Raw genomic sequence first — 18,673 nt, forward strand, 5'->3', positions numbered from 1 at the left:
GTGACGAGGTGCCCCCGCTCAGTGCAACGTCGGCTTGGATGCGGACAGGCGTGCCACGGCCTGGCAGACCGTGCGGACGTTGAGCTTCATTTTCGCGTTGTCGAGGTGGAACGCCACCGTGCGGCGGGAGATCCCGAGGATGCGGCCGATTTCCCAGGCGGACTTGCCCTGGGCCGCCCACTCCAGGCACTCGAACTCGCGCGGCGACAGCGCGGCGCCGTCGACGACGCGGTCGGCGGCAAGCTTGCGGCGGGCATGGGCGTGGAAATACAGCGCCATGAGCTGCAGGGCCGTGGCGTGCGCCTCGACGCTGCGGCGGAACGCCGGATGACGCTCGTCGGCGGCGAAGGTCACGGCGGCGACCGGCCCACGCCCGTCGTGGATCGGAATGGTGAAGCCGCAGCGGATGCCGAAGGCGGCCGCCTCGTCGAAGAACTGCTGTTGCCGCTTGGTGAGCTCAGACTGCCCGGCGCCGGGCCCCCATTCGAAGGGATCGGCACCGCGCGTCGCCTGGAGGATGACCGGGTCGACGCGCTCGTAGTGGCTTTCGACGTAGTGGCCGATCCAGGCGGCCGGATAGGTGGAGACCACCAGCGCCTCCGCCCCACGCCGGTGGGGCATGGACAGATAGGCGAAGCAGGTGAGGTCGAGCGCGGCCGCCGCGTCGGCCATGGCCTTGTGCAGGTCGTCGAGGTCGACGCTTTCCGCGAGGCGGTCGATGAAGGTCTGAAAGATGCGATGCATCCGTCTTCCTTCCGATCGACGCGAATGGGGCCTTCCATTTCGGATCGTCTTGCCGTCGCCTGCCCAGGGCCCATACGCGAAATCCGTTGCAGGAATTCTATCGCTGGTGCGCTCGACGAAACAAGCAACGAACCAAAACTTGTGAGGACTGTTATTGGCCATACGCCTCGGAAACAACGGCCGATCTTCGGTTTCCTGCCCTCCTCCGGACGATGTCGGCATCGTCGGCCACCGTCGCCGGCGGTCACCGTGATCGTCGCTTCACGTCACGACGCCAGGGGGTCCCCCTTCCGACCATTGCCGGTCAAACGGCTGCCCTTGGCGGAGCGCTTCCGTGAGCGGCGTGAGGAATTCCCTGATGGAGCCGACCACATCGGGGAGCGCCGGTGGCGGAAGAGCCGGGCGTCCCCGGCGTTGGAATGCCTGCCACTGCTGCTGCTTGCCCCGGTCGCCCGCGAACTCGTCGCTCAGCCCCACCGGGGTGACCTCGGGCAGCGCGGTGCCGCGCCGGTCGAAGGTGACGCGGACCGCCGGGGCGAGCGTCTGTCCATCGAACGGGAAGGACGACGCCAGCACCCAGAGATCGTAGAAGTCCTTCATCCGGCTGTTCAGCATGCCGAGCGAGACGATCGCCTCGTACTTTTCGGCGACTACCGTCTCCCGTGGATAGGCGCGGATGCGCGGGGCGGGAAGCGCGAGAAGCGACGGGGACTCGATCTCCTCGGCCTTCGGCGTCACGGCGTCGCCGAAACCGATGTCGACCTGAACCGATAGGCGGGCACTGGCGAGCTGTGCCTCGAGGCGCACGCGGGCGCCGGGGTGCCCTTCCTCGTCCCGCATCGGCTCGACCTGGACGGACTCGGTGATGAACTCAAGGCCGTCGTCTTCCTCCACGGGCGTATCGCAGAGCGCCCGGAAGGTCGTGGTCAGCGCCTCGATGTCCCGTTCGCCGAAGCCGAGAAGGTCGAGGTCGCGCGTGGCGCGATACGGTTCACCGGCCCAGAGGATGAAGAGCAGGGCGCCTTTCAGGATGAAGCGGTCCCAATGACCAGACGTCCCGAGGCGATAGAGAAGCCGTTCCAGGGCGTAGCGGATGAAGACGAGATCGACGTCCTCGCCGCGCTCGCGGGCGCGGTTGGTGAGGCGCTGGCGAACGGACGCCGAGAGGTGGCTCGGCTTGTCTGAACAGTTTCGGGGCTGTCGCTAAGTGGATGTCCGCCTAGGTTAGGCTGCGGCCGGGATTGGCTGCTGCGTCGTGAGATATGCCTGATCGGGGGCCTGCCCGCCAAGCGATGATTGGGGTCTCCGGCCGTTGTAGAACGCCAGGTACCGGCTGATCGAGGCGCGGGCCTCCGGTACGTTGGCATAGGCGCGCAGTTGGCGTCGAACGCCGCCTTGCCTGCTCTAGCGAGGGGCAGAGCCTCGGAACGGTGACGTCAGTCGTCGTGTCGCGCGACAATGGTGCGATGGCTTTCCATCCGACAAAGACAGCACCGGCAGCGACCACGGTGATGACAAAAATGGCGGCCGGACTTGAACGGCGCTGCAGGTCCGTGGCTGAGCGCTTGTACTTCTTTTGGTTCATGTCTAATCTCTTCCGATGCGTTGGCATCCAGTCGAGAGTCGTGCGGGCGCCGTCGACAACCGGTCATTCCGACTGGTCTATGGAGCCGATAATGAATTCGGCTCATTGTCGGTCCCCCTCAACGGCCGGGCTGGTGAAAATGTCTTTGAGGCGGGGCATGAACCGGGGCACTCTCTCGGCGTAGCGTCGGTACACGTCACCCAATTCGGCTTCGACTTCCCGCTCTTCGCGCAGGGAAAGACGCCAGTACATGACAAGCAGAACGGGAAACATCGCCAGTGTGAGAATGGTCGGCCACTGGAACAGGAACCCAACCAGAATCAGGACGAAGCCGACATATTGAGGATGGCGAATGCGGGCGTAAGGCCCCGTGGTCGCGAGCGTTCCCGTCCGTTGTGCTTGGTAAAGGACGCGCCAAGCGGCGGAGAGCAGGATGAACCCGCCGCCGATAAAGCCGAAACTCAGAATGTGGAAGGGCCCGAGGTGCGGGTTTGCCTTCCAGCCAAACAGCATTTCCAGGAGATGGCCGGAATCATGGGCAAGCCAGTCGACGCTTGGGTAGTTGGTCTGCAACCAGCCCGATAGGAAATATATGGTGAGCGGGAAGCCGTACATCTCAGTGAAAAGCGCGACCAGAAAGGCGCTGAAAGCACCGAATGAGCGCCAGTCCCGGCCAGTCTTCGGCTTAAAGAAGCTAAAGGCGAACAGGATGAAGATCGCCGAGTTGACCACCACCAAGAACCAGAGGCCGTAGGCTGGAACTTCGTTGCTCATCTGTCGTCCTCCCGCGGTTCGTCGCGGTGCGATCCGTGATCGCCCCCGTGGCTGCCATGCATGAAGAAATGCATGCCCACGCAGAGTCCGAGAATGAGGAGGAGCGGCAGATAGCCCAGAATATGCGCGGCATGCTCTTCCCACAGGAAGTAACCCGCCACTGCCAGGAATCCGAGCAACACCATGCCCGAACGGGAGAAAATGAAGCTCCGAAAGCCGCTGGTTTCATGCTGCGCCATGTCGCGTCCCCTCTTCCGACCCTCGTCGTTTCCGAAATACGGTCGAGGTCATCCGCCCGCGCCCTGAACCATCTGATGGCCTTTGCCGCCGATCTGGATCTCTCCGCGAATCCTGAGATCCCGCTGATCGATCACCCAAATTTTCGGCTCGTCGGCGCTGGAGACGTAGAGCTTGCCCGTCCCGCGAATGACGGCGAGGTGGTACGGGGCGGGAGCCGAGGAAACACTGCGCTGGGCGCCGGTAGCGAGATCGATGGCAACCACCTTGTCGCCACCAAGGACCGCGATGAAGAGCGCGCCGCCGTCATCGGACAGGTCGATCCCGTGGAGGGCCGTTTCGAGGCGAATCGTCTTCACAACCGTCTGGTCGCCGACCTCAACGACGGAGACCGTGCCGTCGTCGACGTTGTTGACGTAGAGAGTGACGCCATCTCTGGACAGAACGATGTGTTCGGGGCTGCCGCCGACAACGGTATTCGACCGGACGATCCACCGTGCCGTGTCGATCTCGCTGACCGTGTCGTTGCCGGCGTTGCTGACGTAAAGACGGTCACCGCCAGGAGCGAAGGCCGCGTAATTGGGCAGGGGCCCGGTGGCGACCGTCGCGACCACCTCATAGGAGCCGAGGTCGATGGCACTGATTGATCCGGCGTTGGGATGGGTGACGACGGCGAACCGGCCATCGTCACTGACCGCGACGTGATGGACGGCGCCGGGTACGTCGATGCGCCGGACCACGGACCCGTCGACCGTTCGAACAACCGAGACCGTGCTGACTTCCGCGACGGCGTTCCTGGCATCGGGGGAGGCGGCACCATGGTGCGCGGCATGCTCGTCTTCGGAAACGCCCGCCGGCTTCGCGACAGCTTCGCCGTCTGATGCGCGCGTCTCGAAGCTTCCGGCAATCAAGAACTGTCCGTCGGGCGTTCCGGCGAGCCCATGAACCGCCGCCGGACCAGTCAACGTATCGACGATTTCGTCCGTCGCGGCATCGACAGCGACGATCTTGTTCTCCCCGCCGAGAGGCACATACACGAGCGGTTCAGCAAGAGCCGTCTGCGCTCCCAACGCCAAGGCCATCAGTCCTGTCCAGGCGGCGGCCCGGGAAAACGATATGACGTTCATAGCTTGTGGTTCCTTTCCGTAAAGCGCATTGCCGCGCCGGGATGAGCCCTTCTAGATCTTCACCGAGCGCAGCCGGAGAGCGTTGCCGACTACCGATACGGACGACAGGCTCATCGCCGCGGCTGCGAATATCGGCGAGATCAAAATCCCGAAGAACGGGAACAGAACCCCTGCCGCCACCGGCACGCCTGCGGCGTTGTAGAACAGGGCGAAGAACAGGTTCTGCTTGATGTTGCGCATCGTCGCGCGCGAGAGCTTCCTGGCCCGGACGATGCCGTTGAGATCACCCTTGACCAAGGTGAAACCCGCGCTCTCGATCGCCACGTCGGCGCCGGTGCCCATGGCGATGCCGACATCGGCCTGGGCCAGTGCAGGCGCGTCGTTGACGCCATCGCCTGCCATCACGACCTTTCGGCCTTCGTCTTGCAGATCCTTGATGATGCGCGCCTTGTCTTCGGGCAACACGTCGGCACGGATCTCGTCGATCCCGAGTTTTCCAGCCACCGCCTTCGCGGTACGCTCGTTGTCGCCAGTCGCCATGACGATGCGGAAGCCTTGTTCGTGCAGCGCCTTCAGCGCGTCCGGCGTCGTCTCCTTGACCGGATCGGCAACCGACACGAGACCGGCGATTTCGGACCCGACGATGACGAACATCACCGTTTCGCCTTCGTCACGTCGAGCATTGGCGGTCTCGGAGAGCTTGCCGCCGTCGAGCCCCAGATCGGCGAGCAGCTTTGCGTTGCCGAGCGCCACTGATTTGCCGTCGACGACGCCTTTTACCCCTTTGCCGGTGACGGCTTCGAATTCATCCGCGTTAGCCAGCGCAACATCGCGTTCTTCGGCCCCGGTGACGATGGCTTCGGCGAGTGGGTGCTCCGAGCCCCGCTCCAGGCTTGCGGCCAAGCGCAGCACCTCGTCCTCCTCATGCCCGGGTTGCGGCAAGACCGCGACGAGCTTCGGCTTGCCGACGGTCAGCGTCCCCGTCTTGTCGACGATCAGCGTGTCGACCTTGGCGAAGCGTTCCAGCGCCTCGGCGTTCTTGATGAGCACGCCGGCTTGCGCGCCTCGGCCCGTCGCCGTCATGATCGACATCGGCGTTGCCAGGCCCAGCGCGCACGGACAGGCGATGATCAAAACGGCGACTGCCGAGACCAGTCCGTATGAGAGGGCCGGGGCAGGCCCCCAAAGAGACCATGCGATGAACGAGAGAATTGCAATGACGATCACGGCCGGTACGAACTTGCCCGCCACAGAGTCGGCAAGTTTCTGGATCGGGGCACGGCTGCGCTGCGCGTTCGCGACCATCTCGACGATCTGGCTCAGCATGGTGTCGGAGCCGACGCGTTCGGCTTCGATCACGAGACTGCCCGTGCCGTTGATTGTGGCGCCGGTGACCTTGTCGCCCTCGACTTTCTCGACCGGAACCGGTTCGCCAGAGATCATCGATTCATCGATCGACGAACGTCCCTCGACCACCACGCCGTCGACGGGGACCTTATCGCCCGGGCGGACGCGCAGCCGATCGCCGACCTTGACGTCCTCGAGCGGGATTTCTTCCTCGCTCCCGTCCTTGCGGATCACCCGGGCGGTCTTGGCGGCCATATCCAAAAGGGCGCGAATCGCCGAGCCCGTTCGCTCGCGCGCGCCAAGCTCCATCACCTGGCCGAGCAGCACCAGCACGACGATCACGGCGCCGGCTTCGAAATAAACCCCGACATGGCCCTCCGCATCGCGAAATCCGTCCGGGAAAATCTCCGGCACGAGCACGGCGACGACACTGAAGAGATAGGCCGCGCCGACGCCCATCCCGATGAGCGTGAACATGTTGAGACTGCGGTTGATCACCGACTTGACGCCACGCACGAAGAATGGCCAACCGGCCCAGAGAATGACCGGTGTCCCCAAAGCGAGTTCGATCCACAGCGTCGCACGCTCGCCGAAGATGTCGCGGACGAAACCGAGCCCAACAAAGGGGCCCATCGTCAGCACAAGAAGCGGAACCGTCAGCACGGCGCCGATCCAAAACCGGCGCTTGAAATCAACAAGCTCGGGATTCGGTCCGTCATCGGGGGCTGGAACCCCCATAGGCTCCAGCGCCATGCCGCAGATCGGACATTCTCCCGGTTCGTCCCGCACGATCTCGGGATGCATCGGGCAGGTATATTTCGTGCCCTTAGGCGCTGTTTCGGCCTTGTGCTCGCCGGCGAGATAATGCTCCGGGTCGGCCGCGAACTTGTCGTGGCACTTTTGAGAACAAAAGTGATAGGTCTCACCCTCGTACTCTTGGCTCGGCTTGTCCTGATCCAACTGCACCGTCATTCCGCAAACCGGATCTCTGGCCGTCATAGCCTTGACGGAACCTGTTGTACCGTCAGAGCGATGGCTGTGATCGTGATCATCGTGCTTATTCATTGGCTTGTTCCGGCTTTCCGGTTCGATTGACGATGGATGTGCGGTCTTCCGCGGCTCTGGCTTTTGTTGGAAGACGGTTTCAGTCGGAGAGCAGACGCTTTCGTTCTTCGAACTCTTCCTTGTCGATCTCGCCGCGGGCAAAGCGTTCGTGAAGGATGTCGAGGGGCCCGTTCGTTCGTGATTGCGATCGGGTTACCCGTCCTGAATCGCCACCCAGCCAGCGGACCGCGAGCACGATCGCGAGGATGATCCCGCCCCAGAAGACAATCATCATGACGGAGCCAAAAATCATGTGTCCCCAGCCCCAGCCATAGTGCCAATAGTCGGATCGATCGGCCGAGGTTTGCGCAAGTGCCGGCATCGAGACCACCGCGGTGGGCAGCGCCAGGGCCAAATTCGTCAATCGTCTTCTCATTTGACGCTCCTTTCGTGGTACATGGCCTGTCCAATCATCTCTTCGATGTGAAATGCGACTTCGGCGTACAAACCGTCACCGCTGTCGGTATTCGCGGAAACGTTCGCAGGATCTCTGTTCTCACATCTATAAGGACGACGAGAGACGCTCAGCGTTACAGTGACGGGGATTCACAGGCAGTGGCCGCCGGGCGGGCGGACTGAGGCGGCAGAGATCGTCTGAAGCCCTTTGGGAGCCTCGCCTGCCGTGCCTGAACAGGCGTAGAGCGAAGGCGGAACAGCGGCACTCGGCCCGAAATCGGCTGCCGATCTTCCATAGATCGGTCGTTCGAAACCCTACAAAATTGCGTCCCGGATACTCGTAAAGGTCCTCTGCAAGGGACGCATCGCTCACGCTTTCACGACGATCCGTTCTTCGTCTGACGTCACAGGTCTGCGGCTACGTATCCTTACCGGCCGATGGCTGCGAGAAATAGGCCAGTGAGGAGGAGTATCGTTCCGGCGCTGTAAGAAAGAGCTTGTGACAGCCCTCCGAGCAGAAAAAATACGCCCAGCCCTCACGCTCCTCGTGAGCGACGGCCTTTTCGGGCGTCAGGCGCATGCCGCATACCGGGTCGGTGACCACTACGTCTTTTTCGGGTTCGAAGCCGGCCATCAGTGAAACACCATCCCTTCGATGTGAAAGCCCGCGTCGACGTAGAGCGTTTCCCCGGTGATGGCGCTCGTATAATCGCTCGCCAGCATAAGCGCCGTACGTCCCACCTCGCAGGCGTCCACCGTGCGCCGCAGCGGTGCCTTGCGGACGGTCTCATTCAATAGTTCGTCGAAATGCTCGATGCCCGAGGCGGCGCGTGTCGCGACCGCCCCGGCCGAAATCGCGTTCACCCGGATCGCCTTGCCACCGTGTTCATGGGCCAGGTAGCGTACAGACGCTTCAAGGGCGGCTTTGACTGGCCCCATGACATTGTAATGATCGACCACTTTTTCTGCGCCGTAGTAGCTGAGCGTCGTCAAGCTGCCACCTTTGTCCATGAGCGGCTCGGCGAGCTTCGCCATACGGATGAAGGAGTGGCACGAGATAAGCATCGATTCAGCGAAGCCTTCTCCCGAACAATCGGTCAACCGGCCATGGAGATCTTCCTTACGGGCCCACCCGATCGCATGAAACAGAAAATCCAATCGGCCCCATTTCTGCTCGATCTCCCCGAAGACGGCCTCCAATTGTCCCGGCTCGGCGACATTGCAGGGCAGGAAAAGTTGCGCGTCCACCTGTTGCGAAAGCGGCTCAACAAAGGGCTTGGCCTTGTCGTTCAGATAGGTGATGGCAAGATCGGCGCCGGCGTTCCGAAAATGCTGGGCCGCCGACCAGGCCAAACTGTGTTCGTTGGCAATTCCCACCACCAACCCCTTCCGGCCTTTCATATCGATGAGTTCCATTTTTTGCGCTTGCTCCTTTCTCCGGCCAGGCGGGCCAGGCGCGATCCGTCTCGCCGCGCACGATATTATTCGGGACCAGACATAGCTGCGGACGACAGGGTCACAGCCTGGGTCAGGGCATCAGCACATAGGTGCCGGGCGCTTCGCCCAGCCGCCGATAGCCCTTGCGCGCCGCCCCCAGGCCAGGGGGCTTAACGGGTTCACCCGAATGGTTGCTAAGCCACCCTAGCCAACAGGGCCACCATGAACCCTCATGGTGGGTGGCCCGCGCCTGCCAGGTGTCAGGGTCCAGGTAGGCCGCGAGATCATCGTGGGTGGCGATCTGGTGACGACGCCGGGTGTTGCCAGGTGGGCTCACAATGCCGGCATTGTGGCCGCCATTGGATAGTACGAAGGTAACATCAGCATTGGTTTGGCTGTGGATCTTGTAAACCGACCGCCACGGCGCGACATGGTCCGAGAGCGTGCTGACCGCAAAAATCGGAATGCGGATGTCATGCAACGACACCGGGCGACCGTCGACGCGATAGCGTTCGTCCGCCAGATCATTATCGAGGAACAGCTGCCGGAGATATTCGGAGTGCATCCTGGCAGGCATGCGCGTGGCGTCAGCATTCCACGCCATCAGGTCGAACATCGGTCGGCGCTGTCCCATGAGATAATTCTGAACCATGGCCGACCAGATGAGGTCGTTGGAGCGAAGCAGCTGGAACGTGCCGGCCATCTGCTTGGTATCGAGACAGCCCTGCTCGGCCATGATGTCCTCAAGAAAGCTGACCTGGGCCTCGTCAATGAACAGCATCAATTCGCCGGCTTCCGTGAAGTCCGTCTGCGCGGCGAAGAGGGTCATGGTTGCCAGCCGGTCGTCGCCATCGCGGACCATGGCCGCCGCAGCAATCGATAAGAGCGTTCCACCGAGGCAGTAGCCGACGCCGTGGACGCGGCTTTCCGGCGCGATAGCTGACACCGCGTCGAGCGCGGCCATGACGCCCAGCCGGCGATAGTCCTCCATACCAAGGTCGCGATCTTCGACCGTCGGATTTTTCCAGGAGATCATGAAGACCGTGTGACCCTTCTCGACCAAGTATTTCACCAGCGAGTTCTCGGGGCTAAGGTCGAGGATATAGTATTTCATGATCCAGGCAGGCACGATCAGGATAGGCTCGGGATGAACCTTATCCGTCGCCGGCATGTATTGGATCAGTTCGATCAATTCGTTACGGAAAATCACTTGGCCCGGTGTAACCGCCAGGTTGTCGCCGACCGCAAACCGTTCCGTGCCGGCAGGTGGCCCCCCACGGACCGCGCGTTGCCAGTCCTCGAAGAAGTTCACCGCGCCGCGTACCAGATTTTGGCCCCCGGTATCGAGGGTCTCCTTCAGGACCTCGGGGTTGCTCGACGGAAAATTCGCAGGCGACATCATATCGAGCAACTGCCGGGCAACGAAGGAAACGACCTCTTCATGGTGCCTGGAGACGCCGGAGATGCCGGTTGTGGCGTTGTGCCACCATTGCTGGGTCAGGAGAAAACCCTGATAGATCGCGTTATATGGCCATGCCTGCCACGGATCACCGGCAAAGCGTTTGTCCTGCGGCAGGGGCTCGATGCAGGCCTCGCAATGAGGATCCGAGCAAGCCCGTGAACAGTATTCCAGATAGCGCGCCCATTTGCGGGCGGCCTTCCGAACTAGTTCTATTTGCTTGTCGGGCGACATGACGAGATGCTGCGCCCAGTCCGTATACGCTTGAGCAAGCGCCACGGGCGACACACCGGCGGTGATCTGCCCGAGTGTCGCGTGGAGAGGTTGATCCAGGGATAAACCCCTTCCCATCGGTTCGTTGCGAGGCGTTGCCAGCGCGGTTTGCTCCGTTCGTATTTTCGTTGGATGGTGCCCCATGGTTCACGCTCCCATCGGACAGCACGCGGCTTCAGGTTGAGCCGCGCAATGAATGGCCGATTCCGATTCTCCTTGTTGCAACTGCTGCGACCGAGGCAGCGCAGGTTGATGCATCAGGACGGCGAGCGCCAGCGCCGCCAACCGGGCGGCCGGCGGATCGGCGCGGGAGCTGAGCACCACCGGCGCGGCGAGGCCCATGACGACGCCCGCCGCCGTGGCGCCGGCCAGATATTCGAGATTCTTGGCCAAGATGTTGCCGGAAACGAGATCGGGGACCAGCAGGATATCGACATCTCCGGCGACCTCCGAGACGATGCCTTTCTCGCGGGCTGCGTCGGCTGAGATGGCGTTGTCAAAAGCCATCGGGCCATCGACGATCGCACCTGCAATCTGGCCCCGTTTGGCCATCAAAGCGAGACAGGCCGCGTCGAGGGTCGATGCAATGGCCGGATTGACCGTCTCGACCGCCGACAACACAGCTGCCTTCGGTGCTTCTATGCCAAGGAGCGTGAAAAGTGCGATGGCGTTCTCAAGAATCTGCGCTTTCGCGTTGAGGTCCGGCATGATGTTGATGGCCGCGTCCGTGATCGCGAGGAGCTTCGGATAGGCTGGAATGTCGACCATGAAGACGTGGCTGACGCGGCGACCTGGGAGTCTGAGGCCCTGGTCCGTGTCTAGCAGGGCCCGCATGAAGGCATCGGTGTGAATGTGACCTTTCATGACCGCGTCGGCATCGCCGTTTCGGACGAGATCGACACCGGCGCGGGCTGTCTCGGCGTCGCTCTTTGCGGAGACGATCGCAGCCCGGTCGATCTCCACATTGGAGGAGGCTGCGCAGGCCAGAATCGCGTCGGGATCGCCGACGAGCCGGGGCTCGATCAGGCCAAGCGCCACGGCTTCCTGAACCGTTTCGAGGACAAGGCCTTGATCGGCGGCGACCACGGCGACGCGGATCGGCGTGCGCTCCTTCGCGCGTGCGACGAGATCTTCGAGAGTGGCGGGATGATCAACCATGGGCTCGCACATTCTCCTTTCCGGATGCCCTCAGAATGTTTTGAGTATGGCGCGCGATGGCCAACTCCTCGTCAGTCTTGAAGGCTTCGATGAGCACACCGCTGTCGTCGGTCGAGACAACGCGTTGTTGACCGGCGTTCCGCTCCGCATCAAGCGTGAGACCGAGATAATCGAGCCCCTCGCAGATGCTGGCGCGGATTTCGGGCGAGTTAGCGCCAATACCGCCGGTGAAAATCAACCGATCGAGACCGCCGAGCGCGGCCGTCAGGCCAGCCAGGTGCCGGCGTGCATGGTGGCTGAAGAAGTCGATCGCCTCCGCCGCCTCTGGAACGTCCCGCCGGGCCAGGAGATCGGCCATGTTGCGGCTCAAGCCGGACAGACCGAGCAGGCCCGATTCGGTGTAGAGCACCTGTTGAAGGGCGTCGGGAGTCATTTGCTTTTCGATCAGGAGATGCAGGAGTACGCCGGGATCGAGATCGCCGGGACGCGTCCCCATGGGAAGGCCGGCAAGTGTACTGAAGCCCATGGTGGTCTCGACGCTGTGTCCGTTCCTGATCGCCGCCATCGACGCGCCGTTGCCGAGATGGGCAACAATGATTCGTTCCTCCGCAGCTGCGTCGCCGTCACGCCGGCGTACCTCGCCGATGACATACTCATAAGACAGGCCGTGAAAACCGTAGCGCCGGATACCCTCTTGCTCGAAACGGCGCGGCAAGCCGGTCAAGCGCGCCACACGTGACAAGCCATGGTGAAACGCGGTGTCGAAGCAGGCGACCTGCGGGAGATCGGGCCGTTGTCGTCGGACCGCCGTGATGCCGGCCAGGTTATGGGGCAGATGGAGGGGCGCGAGCGGGACCAGTTGCTTCAGCCGGACCTCAAGCGCGGGCGTGACCACAAGCGAACAATCACAGCCCTCTCCGCCATGTACCAACCGGTGGCCAACGGCAACGGGTGTCGCTTGCGTGTCGCGATCCTCGGCCCAGTTCAGAAGCAGGTCGAGGGCCGCGTCATGGTCGGGAATTGCCCGCGTTTCATCGACCAGTGCCGTCCCGTCCGCTGCCCTCACAAGGAAACGTCCTTCGTCGAAGCCAATGCGTTCCAGAGAACCCGACCAGGTTCGCTGGGGCTCGGCGGGAGCCGCGTCGAACAGCGCGAACTTGACGCTGGAGGATCCACTATTGATGACCAGGATCGCGCCATCAACGGCCATCGTTCTTCGCCTCGCCTTCATTCCCTACTGTTCCCGCCGCGGATGTCTCCTGGCCGTAAAGCTGCCCGAACGCCTGTTCGTAGCCGGCGTCGCGCCACTCGCGGACCTGCTCGATCGCCCCGGAAAATTCGGCGAAAAGCTCCCGTTCCCTTTCCAGCAAAGGATGATCCTCGGGCAGCGGTTTCCGCGTCTTGGCAATACCATCTGCCAGAGCCGCGACACCGCGCATCCATGGGTTGAACGACTCGGAAAACAAGTAACGGCTCGTTCGCATCGGATGCAGCCACTTCAACGACTCCGCGGTCCATGGATTGCTCGCCATCTGAACCCACGGACTGACGAAGCTCCGGTAGAACGCCTCGCCCGCCTCGGAAACAGCCCGCACTTGTTCGAATGCCTGGCTTTGCTCCGGAAACTTCAGATCCTCGACCCGCCGCTCGTCAAACCGCACGGTGAATTGCGGCTTGTGGCAGTCGGGGTCGCCGCTCGGGTTGTCGATCTTCATCTCGTAGAGGCCCGGAGCGAGGGCTTCGATCTCATCGAGGTTTTCGAGAATGGCGCGATGTTCAAGGCGGGCGACCTTGGCCGACACGAAGATGCCGAGATGGCCCACATGCGGATTGGTCAGATAGACGATCCGTTGACCCGCCTTCTTCAGATCGGCCGTATCCTCATATACGGTCGGAATCCAGCCCAGAGCCTGATGCGGCGGCGTGATGTTGTCTCCGTAGGAGGCAAAGATGACCAACGGATTGCGGATGCGGCGCAAATCGGCGATGCAGCCGTCGCAGATGCGCATGATGCCCTGTTCCAGCTTGTTGCCGATGAACAGGTTTTCGACGATCGCCAGTATTTCTTCGCGGCTGAGGAAATAGAACCCGTTCCACCAGCGCTCGAACTCGAGGAAGCGCTCGCTCTCGGTATCGACCTTGTGGAACAGACCGGCGTATTTCTCCCAAATAGCCTTTTCCGGCTTCAGGTTCTCGAAATTCAGGGCCAGCCACGCGCCATCGAAGCGGCCGTTGCCGAGATCGGCCGTCAAATGCGTGAGCCAGGCGCCGCCGAGCAGTCCTCCGGTCACCCGCATCGGATTGACGCCGGCCTCGCCTGACCAATAGGACAGCGGCGAGCCGTTCAGCACAGCAGGGCCAACCAGACCCTCACAGTCGGCCGAGAGCAGAGTCATCGCCCAACCGGCCTGACAGTTGCCGTAAAGGACAGGTGGCGTGCCGGAATGGCGTCCGGCGACCTCCTCCACGAAGCGCCTGAGTGCATGTAACACGTCGGCCAGTGTCTGGCCGGGCGATGGCTCCGGGAAAAAGATCACGAAATATGTTGGATGCCCCTCGTGGAGCGCCATGCCGACTTCGGAATCGTGCTTGAACCCGCCGATCCCCGGCCCGTGCCCGGCGCGCGGATCGACCACGATGACCGGCGGCTTGTCGGGATCGACGCAGTCGTCCCAGCAGTCATCGCCGACTTCCGTAATCCGCAGGAGCGCATAGTTCGCGGGAGGCTCGAAGCGCCGTGCGTCGAGGATCGTCTCGTATTTGAAGTCGAGCAACGGCGGCAAACCGGCGCGTTCATGCTCGAGCATATTGTCGGCGCGTTGTCTGAGCGTGTCCCAGAAAAGGATCGTCCGCTGCCAGAGGTCGACCTGGTAGTCGACGAGATCCTGGCCCGGCAGTCGAGCGTCCGAAGCATCCTCCACACGCTTCTGACGCCGGGCATCCGCCTGGCTTACCAGTTTAAGTGCGGGTGCCCGTTTGTCGCCGGCATCGGTCGTGGCTTTTTGCCTCTTTGCCGTCGTCATGGCCGGCCTCCCCGGCCACTGTGCGCGGCAAAGAAATTGTAAAGCGGCGCGAAGACCAGTGCTACATACCAGCCATAGGCGAAGCTCTCGGCCAGGCCGAGGAAAAAGCTCTGCCAGCTCAGCCAAGTGAAGCCAGGAAGGAGCCGGAACCAGCTTTGATACATCGCCTGGCCGGGAAACAAAAGGTCGAAGCCGACGCAAAGAGCGAAGGTGACGGCCAGGAAGAGGCCTAGGCTCAAGCCGAGCGCCATCACGGGTATTCTTGAAGCAGACTGAACCGGCAGGGGCGTCCCCGCGCGCGGCGGCGTCCTCGAAGAGATATTGAGATCAGACATGGCGGTCCTCCAACTGGGGCGTCGGCGTCTCGGTCTTGGCACCGGGTCCGACATATTGCTCGGGCGCAGCCTCAAAGCGCTCCCGGCATTCCCGCGAGCAAAAATAATAAACACTGCCGTCATGGACGCTCGGCTTGGCCTTGTCGGTACTGACGGTCTTGCCGCAGACGGGATCGACGTCCTTGGTTGGGGGAATCCACCGCAACTCCTCGGCATTCTTTTGCCGGCTGTGGTTCGCATCGCCGTGCTTGGCCTTGCCGTGCCCATGTCCCATGACATGGGCGCCGCAGCCGAAGCGCATCATCACGAAGATGATCACCGCCCAGATCAGGAAGTAGGAAAGCGCGTTCATGAACCCTGCCCGCGACTACTTTTTCGCTGCGCTTGTCTTCGAGGCTGCGGTGCCGTCGTTCTCCGACCGCTTCACGGCAGCGCTCTCGTCGTCCTGGCCCGCCGCCGCTCGGCTCGCCTCGTGCACCAGCCCGGCGCAGCATTTGGACGTGATCTCGGCAAGCTCCCCAACATGGCTGGCGAGCGCCCCGAAGAGATCGCGATAGGCCTCGGCTTGCCGTTCGAAAAGAGCCTTTGGATCCGAAGCGTTTTCGCCAGGCTCGAACGCCGCGCTCATCTGGCCGACGCGGGATTCAAGGAATTCGGCCTGGCGCCTAGTGACCGCTTCCGTCGTGTCGAACATGAGATTCGTCATGCTCCGGAGCGCTTCAACATTACGCATTTGCAGGGCCGTGATGGCTTCGAGGTCGAGCCCCCGATACTGCAGAACTGCGGGATTGGTGGGTTTGGATGTGTTTGGCATGGTCGGCTCCTTCGGATGGTCCATCAGATTGAGAACGGGTGACCTGAAGCTGGTGCGCGACGGCGCGCCAATGTATTCGGGCCGTCGTTCAGATAGACGGTCCGGGGAGCAATTCGTTACAGTTCGGAGGGTCCTTCCCCGATCTCCGCACGAACATGGCCGGCGTAGTCGCACTCGCAATCGAGATAGCCATGAATTGGGCAGGTCCGACAGGTCTCTTCCAGCTGCTGCCGCAAGGCCTGGCGGGCCCGGTGCAGACGCACGCGAAAATTGCTCTCCGTGATGCCGAGCGTGCCAGCGATACTTTGGCGGGACTCGCCGATCAAGTCGGCGCGCCACAAGATTTCCGCATACTCCGACTTTAGGGTCGGAAGAAGTTTGTAAAGGCACACACAGACAAAGAGATCGAGATCGCTCTTGGCTTCGCCGGTCAAGAGCACCGACTCCAGATAGTGGTATTCCGCGTCCCTTTGACGCTTCTTGCCTTGGGCGCGGTAATAGTCGACTAACGTCGTCTCCAACACCCGGCGCATCCAGGCGCGCAGCTTTTCCGTGTCGCGAACATCGCCAACCCGGGCAAGCACCTTGACGTAGAAATCGTGCAGAACGTCGGCGGCCTCCTCTTCATTGCCGAGCCGCCGCGCGAGAAAGCGAAAGAAGTCCTGCTGAATTTCCACCATGACTGCATGGACAGCGTCTCGTGGTGAATCACTGTCTTGATCGTCAGTCATGTTCTCTCCCGGCCTCGTAGATATGGCGAGAGATCATTTTCACCTGTTGCGATATAAATCTCGAAAATAGCGTGATCGCCGGATGATGAGCGGGGCTTGGCAACTGCTCAGTGACCGCCATGTTTTTCCTCCGCGGTCCAGCGCGACAGAAAGACGCGCTCATAGGCGAACACTGCGGCGATGGCGGCGACCGCGATGACCACGATAAGCGGATCTGATTGCAGCTTTATGGCGCCAAAGACGCCGAGCACGAGCGCGTCGAGCGCGATAGCCATAATCAGTACCCAGCCGCTCGCGTCGATCTCGTGGCGCAGGCGGCGGAACACGCCCCAATGGATCAGGATATCCATCACCAGGTAGAAGAAGGCGCCGAGCGATGCGATGCGGCTGAGATCAAAAAGCACCGTCAGGACTCCCGCAATCACCACGGTGTAAACCAACGTGTGCTCGCGGATCGGACCGGACATGCCGAAATGACTGTGGGGGATCATCTTCATGTCGGTCAGCATCGCCAGCATGCGCGAGACGGCAAAGACACTGGCGAGCAGCCCCGAGGCGGTCGCGACAACAGCAAGCGCGATGGTGAAATAGAAACCGTAAGGACCGAGGGCCGGTTCGGCTGCCTCCGCGAGCGAATAGTCTTTCGCGGCGACGATCTCGTCGAGCGAGAGACTGGAACCGACCGCGAACGCGACCAGCAGATAGACCACCACGCAAATCGCGATTGAAATGATGATCGTGCGGCCGACATTGCGATGCGGATCGACGATCTCGGCGCCACTGTTGGTGATCGTCGTGAAGCCCTTGAATGCGAGGATCGAAAACGCGATCGACGCCGTGAAGCCGGCGATCGGGATGGATTGCGACGACCCTGACGCCGGCTCGAAGGTGAAGCCGCCGGCCACCAGCGCGGCAATGCCGAAGGCGGCGATGCCACCGATTTTCAGGAATGCCATGACGACTGAGAACAGGCCAACGGAGCGATTGCCCGATATGTTAACAAGATAGGCGAAGACGATCAGCCCGACGCCAAGCGCGGGCACGAGAATGCTGCCTGCCTCTAATTCGAATGGCCTGAGAACGTAGGCGCCGAAAGTCCGCGCGACGAGACTCTCGTTGATCACCATGGAGAGCGCCATCAGCAAAGCGGCGGCGGCCGCAATTGCCCCCGGCCCATAGGCCTTCTGCAAGATCATTGCGATTCCGCCAGCGGACGGGAAAGCATTCGACATCTTCACATAGGTATAGGCGCTGAATCCGGTAACGATCCCGCCGGCGATGAAGGAAAGCGGAAACCACGGGCCCGCAAGTTCTGCAATCTGACCGGTAAGCGCGAAGATTCCCGCTCCGATCATGACGCCGGTGCCCATCGAGACACCGCCGGTCAGAGTGATGCTGTTCGCCTGGTAATCAGATTTCATCAGATCCTCTCGCCCACTCTATAGAATATGGGCATTCCTATACTGCACATTGTCTCTGCCGTTCTGCCCACACCAGAAATATTCTATGAGCATTTGGAAGGCTAATTCATACTGTCCGTATTTTGAGGTGGCATCGGGGCCGACTTGAACCTCTTGTCCGCGTTGCCGCGAGTCGGCTCGGTGCAGGATCGCCACGGCCAAAGACGTGCCATCGCGATATATATGAAGGATCCCGACCAAGCGATCAGCAACAGGCCGTTCAAGGCCTCAACGCCGGTGATGAAGCGGAGGTGATCAGAAGGAAACACATCGCCGAGCCCGAGCGAGGTGTAGCTCACGATCGAAAAATAGAGGTAGTCGAGCGGCTCGGCGACGGCCAGGCCGCCGAAACCGCCGAGGGCGAGGACGCCATCACCAAGCGCATAGGCGACCGCATAAATCCCAATCTCGATGAGATGCGCTGCGGTCACCATAAGAACGATGACCAGGATACGCACACCAGCGGTCATCGCGATGCGCGCCATGCCACCGGACAGCCAACGCAGAACCGCATAATGAAATAAGAACGTCAATATGGCGAGTGACAGCGCCAGTATTGTCGCGACAAGCATTTTGGCCCCTATCCTTCGGCATTCTTGTTTTTAAGTATCTTTGTGGCCGCTTGAACGCGGAGAAAACGGCATGAAGCACTATGGTCACGCAGCGACG

Annotated in this window: 19 protein-coding genes and 1 pseudogene; all 20 read right to left on the minus strand. The window is 61.7% G+C overall.

Annotated features, from left to right (window positions below):
- Positions 1-18 precede the first annotated feature (18 nt).
- On the minus strand, positions 19-744 hold the full coding sequence (locus SIB88_RS20915; protein ID WP_008892288.1) for a helix-turn-helix transcriptional regulator: 726 nt from the start codon (positions 742-744) through the stop codon (positions 19-21).
- 261 nt (positions 745-1,005) lie between these two features.
- Positions 1,006-1,839, minus strand: coding sequence for a nucleotidyl transferase AbiEii/AbiGii toxin family protein (locus SIB88_RS20920; protein WP_412559389.1), 834 nt, complete (start codon positions 1,837-1,839; stop codon positions 1,006-1,008).
- 129 nt (positions 1,840-1,968) lie between these two features.
- Positions 1,969-2,121: pseudogene (locus SIB88_RS20925) on the minus strand (IS3 family transposase); the annotation flags it as partial.
- Positions 2,122-2,431: 310 nt separating this feature from the next.
- Entirely contained in the window at positions 2,432-3,103 is a 672-nt protein-coding gene (locus SIB88_RS20930) for a methyltransferase family protein (protein ID WP_008892284.1), read from the minus strand.
- Positions 3,100-3,342, minus strand: a complete 243-nt coding sequence (locus SIB88_RS20935) for a DUF2933 domain-containing protein (RefSeq protein ID WP_008892283.1) — start codon at positions 3,340-3,342, stop codon at positions 3,100-3,102. Before SIB88_RS20935 ends, SIB88_RS20930 begins: the two co-directional genes overlap by 4 nt.
- 48 nt (positions 3,343-3,390) lie before the next feature.
- The gene (locus tag SIB88_RS20940) at positions 3,391-4,467 is read right to left on the minus strand and encodes a YncE family protein (protein ID WP_008892282.1); all 1,077 of its coding nucleotides are present in this window, start codon (positions 4,465-4,467) and stop codon (positions 3,391-3,393) included.
- Positions 4,468-4,518: 51 nt separating this feature from the next.
- The gene (locus tag SIB88_RS20945; protein WP_081579331.1) at positions 4,519-6,879 is read right to left on the minus strand and encodes a heavy metal translocating P-type ATPase; all 2,361 of its coding nucleotides are present in this window, start codon (positions 6,877-6,879) and stop codon (positions 4,519-4,521) included.
- 79 nt (positions 6,880-6,958) lie between these two features.
- Positions 6,959-7,294: an SHOCT domain-containing protein gene (locus SIB88_RS20950; RefSeq protein WP_199679524.1), complete on the minus strand. Its 336-nt coding sequence runs from the start codon at positions 7,292-7,294 to the stop codon at positions 6,959-6,961.
- Between the two features lie 438 nt (positions 7,295-7,732).
- Positions 7,733-7,948, minus strand: a complete 216-nt coding sequence (locus tag SIB88_RS20955) for a YHS domain-containing protein (protein WP_008892279.1) — start codon at positions 7,946-7,948, stop codon at positions 7,733-7,735.
- On the minus strand, positions 7,948-8,730 hold the full coding sequence (fabI, locus tag SIB88_RS20960; RefSeq protein WP_008892278.1) for an enoyl-ACP reductase FabI: 783 nt from the start codon (positions 8,728-8,730) through the stop codon (positions 7,948-7,950). The genes SIB88_RS20955 and fabI overlap by 1 nt, the downstream gene beginning before the upstream one ends.
- Before the next feature lie 112 nt (positions 8,731-8,842).
- Complete coding sequence (locus SIB88_RS20965; protein WP_412559004.1) at positions 8,843-10,627, minus strand: PHA/PHB synthase family protein; 1,785 nt, start codon at positions 10,625-10,627, stop codon at positions 8,843-8,845.
- Positions 10,628-10,630: 3 nt separating this feature from the next.
- Positions 10,631-11,641, minus strand: a complete 1,011-nt coding sequence (locus SIB88_RS20970; RefSeq protein WP_008892276.1) for a bifunctional enoyl-CoA hydratase/phosphate acetyltransferase — start codon at positions 11,639-11,641, stop codon at positions 10,631-10,633.
- Positions 11,634-12,851, minus strand: a complete 1,218-nt coding sequence (locus SIB88_RS20975) for an acetate/propionate family kinase (RefSeq protein WP_372071495.1) — start codon at positions 12,849-12,851, stop codon at positions 11,634-11,636. Before SIB88_RS20975 ends, SIB88_RS20970 begins: the two co-directional genes overlap by 8 nt.
- Complete coding sequence (locus SIB88_RS20980; RefSeq protein WP_008892274.1) at positions 12,841-14,664, minus strand: DUF3141 domain-containing protein; 1,824 nt, start codon at positions 14,662-14,664, stop codon at positions 12,841-12,843. The genes SIB88_RS20975 and SIB88_RS20980 overlap by 11 nt, the downstream gene beginning before the upstream one ends.
- Complete coding sequence (locus SIB88_RS20985; RefSeq protein WP_199679526.1) at positions 14,661-14,999, minus strand: DUF5676 family membrane protein; 339 nt, start codon at positions 14,997-14,999, stop codon at positions 14,661-14,663. The genes SIB88_RS20980 and SIB88_RS20985 overlap by 4 nt, the downstream gene beginning before the upstream one ends.
- Positions 14,992-15,351, minus strand: a complete 360-nt coding sequence (locus SIB88_RS20990) for a YHS domain-containing protein (protein WP_008892272.1) — start codon at positions 15,349-15,351, stop codon at positions 14,992-14,994. The genes SIB88_RS20985 and SIB88_RS20990 overlap by 8 nt, the downstream gene beginning before the upstream one ends.
- A 15-nt stretch (positions 15,352-15,366) precedes the next feature.
- A complete protein-coding gene (locus SIB88_RS20995) occupies positions 15,367-15,813 on the minus strand; it encodes a phasin family protein (protein ID WP_293344188.1) in 447 nt (148 codons plus the stop codon).
- A 116-nt stretch (positions 15,814-15,929) separates the two neighbouring features.
- Complete coding sequence (locus tag SIB88_RS21000) at positions 15,930-16,544, minus strand: RNA polymerase sigma factor (protein ID WP_008892270.1); 615 nt, start codon at positions 16,542-16,544, stop codon at positions 15,930-15,932.
- Between the two features lie 107 nt (positions 16,545-16,651).
- Positions 16,652-17,965: an APC family permease gene (locus SIB88_RS21005; RefSeq protein WP_008892269.1), complete on the minus strand. Its 1,314-nt coding sequence runs from the start codon at positions 17,963-17,965 to the stop codon at positions 16,652-16,654.
- A 101-nt stretch (positions 17,966-18,066) separates the two neighbouring features.
- On the minus strand, positions 18,067-18,576 hold the full coding sequence (locus SIB88_RS21010) for a potassium channel family protein (protein WP_008892268.1): 510 nt from the start codon (positions 18,574-18,576) through the stop codon (positions 18,067-18,069).
- Between the last annotated feature and the right edge of the window lie 97 nt (positions 18,577-18,673).

This window comes from Thalassospira sp. MIT121401 (genome assembly GCF_047125595.1).
Lineage (GTDB): Bacteria > Pseudomonadota > Alphaproteobacteria > Rhodospirillales > Thalassospiraceae > Thalassospira > Thalassospira povalilytica.

Coding starts and splice junctions, on each gene's coding strand:
- SIB88_RS20980 (WP_008892274.1), bottom strand. CDS start 14,664: ATGACGACGGCAAAGAGGCAAAAAGCCACGACCGATGCCGGCGACAAA.
- SIB88_RS20955 (WP_008892279.1), bottom strand. CDS start 7,948: ATGGCCGGCTTCGAACCCGAAAAAGACGTAGTGGTCACCGACCCGGTA.
- SIB88_RS20915 (WP_008892288.1), bottom strand. CDS start 744: ATGCATCGCATCTTTCAGACCTTCATCGACCGCCTCGCGGAAAGCGTC.
- SIB88_RS20970 (WP_008892276.1), bottom strand. CDS start 11,641: ATGGTTGATCATCCCGCCACTCTCGAAGATCTCGTCGCACGCGCGAAG.
- SIB88_RS20975 (WP_372071495.1), bottom strand. CDS start 12,851: ATGGCCGTTGATGGCGCGATCCTGGTCATCAATAGTGGATCCTCCAGC.
- SIB88_RS20930 (WP_008892284.1), bottom strand. CDS start 3,103: ATGAGCAACGAAGTTCCAGCCTACGGCCTCTGGTTCTTGGTGGTGGTC.
- SIB88_RS20935 (WP_008892283.1), bottom strand. CDS start 3,342: ATGGCGCAGCATGAAACCAGCGGCTTTCGGAGCTTCATTTTCTCCCGT.
- SIB88_RS21010 (WP_008892268.1), bottom strand. CDS start 18,576: ATGCTTGTCGCGACAATACTGGCGCTGTCACTCGCCATATTGACGTTC.
- SIB88_RS20950 (WP_199679524.1), bottom strand. CDS start 7,294: ATGAGAAGACGATTGACGAATTTGGCCCTGGCGCTGCCCACCGCGGTG.
- SIB88_RS21005 (WP_008892269.1), bottom strand. CDS start 17,965: ATGAAATCTGATTACCAGGCGAACAGCATCACTCTGACCGGCGGTGTC.
- SIB88_RS21000 (WP_008892270.1), bottom strand. CDS start 16,544: ATGACTGACGATCAAGACAGTGATTCACCACGAGACGCTGTCCATGCA.
- SIB88_RS20965 (WP_412559004.1), bottom strand. CDS start 10,627: ATGGGGCACCATCCAACGAAAATACGAACGGAGCAAACCGCGCTGGCA.
- fabI (WP_008892278.1), bottom strand. CDS start 8,730: ATGGAACTCATCGATATGAAAGGCCGGAAGGGGTTGGTGGTGGGAATT.
- SIB88_RS20995 (WP_293344188.1), bottom strand. CDS start 15,813: ATGCCAAACACATCCAAACCCACCAATCCCGCAGTTCTGCAGTATCGG.
- SIB88_RS20985 (WP_199679526.1), bottom strand. CDS start 14,999: ATGTCTGATCTCAATATCTCTTCGAGGACGCCGCCGCGCGCGGGGACG.
- SIB88_RS20990 (WP_008892272.1), bottom strand. CDS start 15,351: ATGAACGCGCTTTCCTACTTCCTGATCTGGGCGGTGATCATCTTCGTG.
- SIB88_RS20940 (WP_008892282.1), bottom strand. CDS start 4,467: ATGAACGTCATATCGTTTTCCCGGGCCGCCGCCTGGACAGGACTGATG.
- SIB88_RS20945 (WP_081579331.1), bottom strand. CDS start 6,879: ATGAATAAGCACGATGATCACGATCACAGCCATCGCTCTGACGGTACA.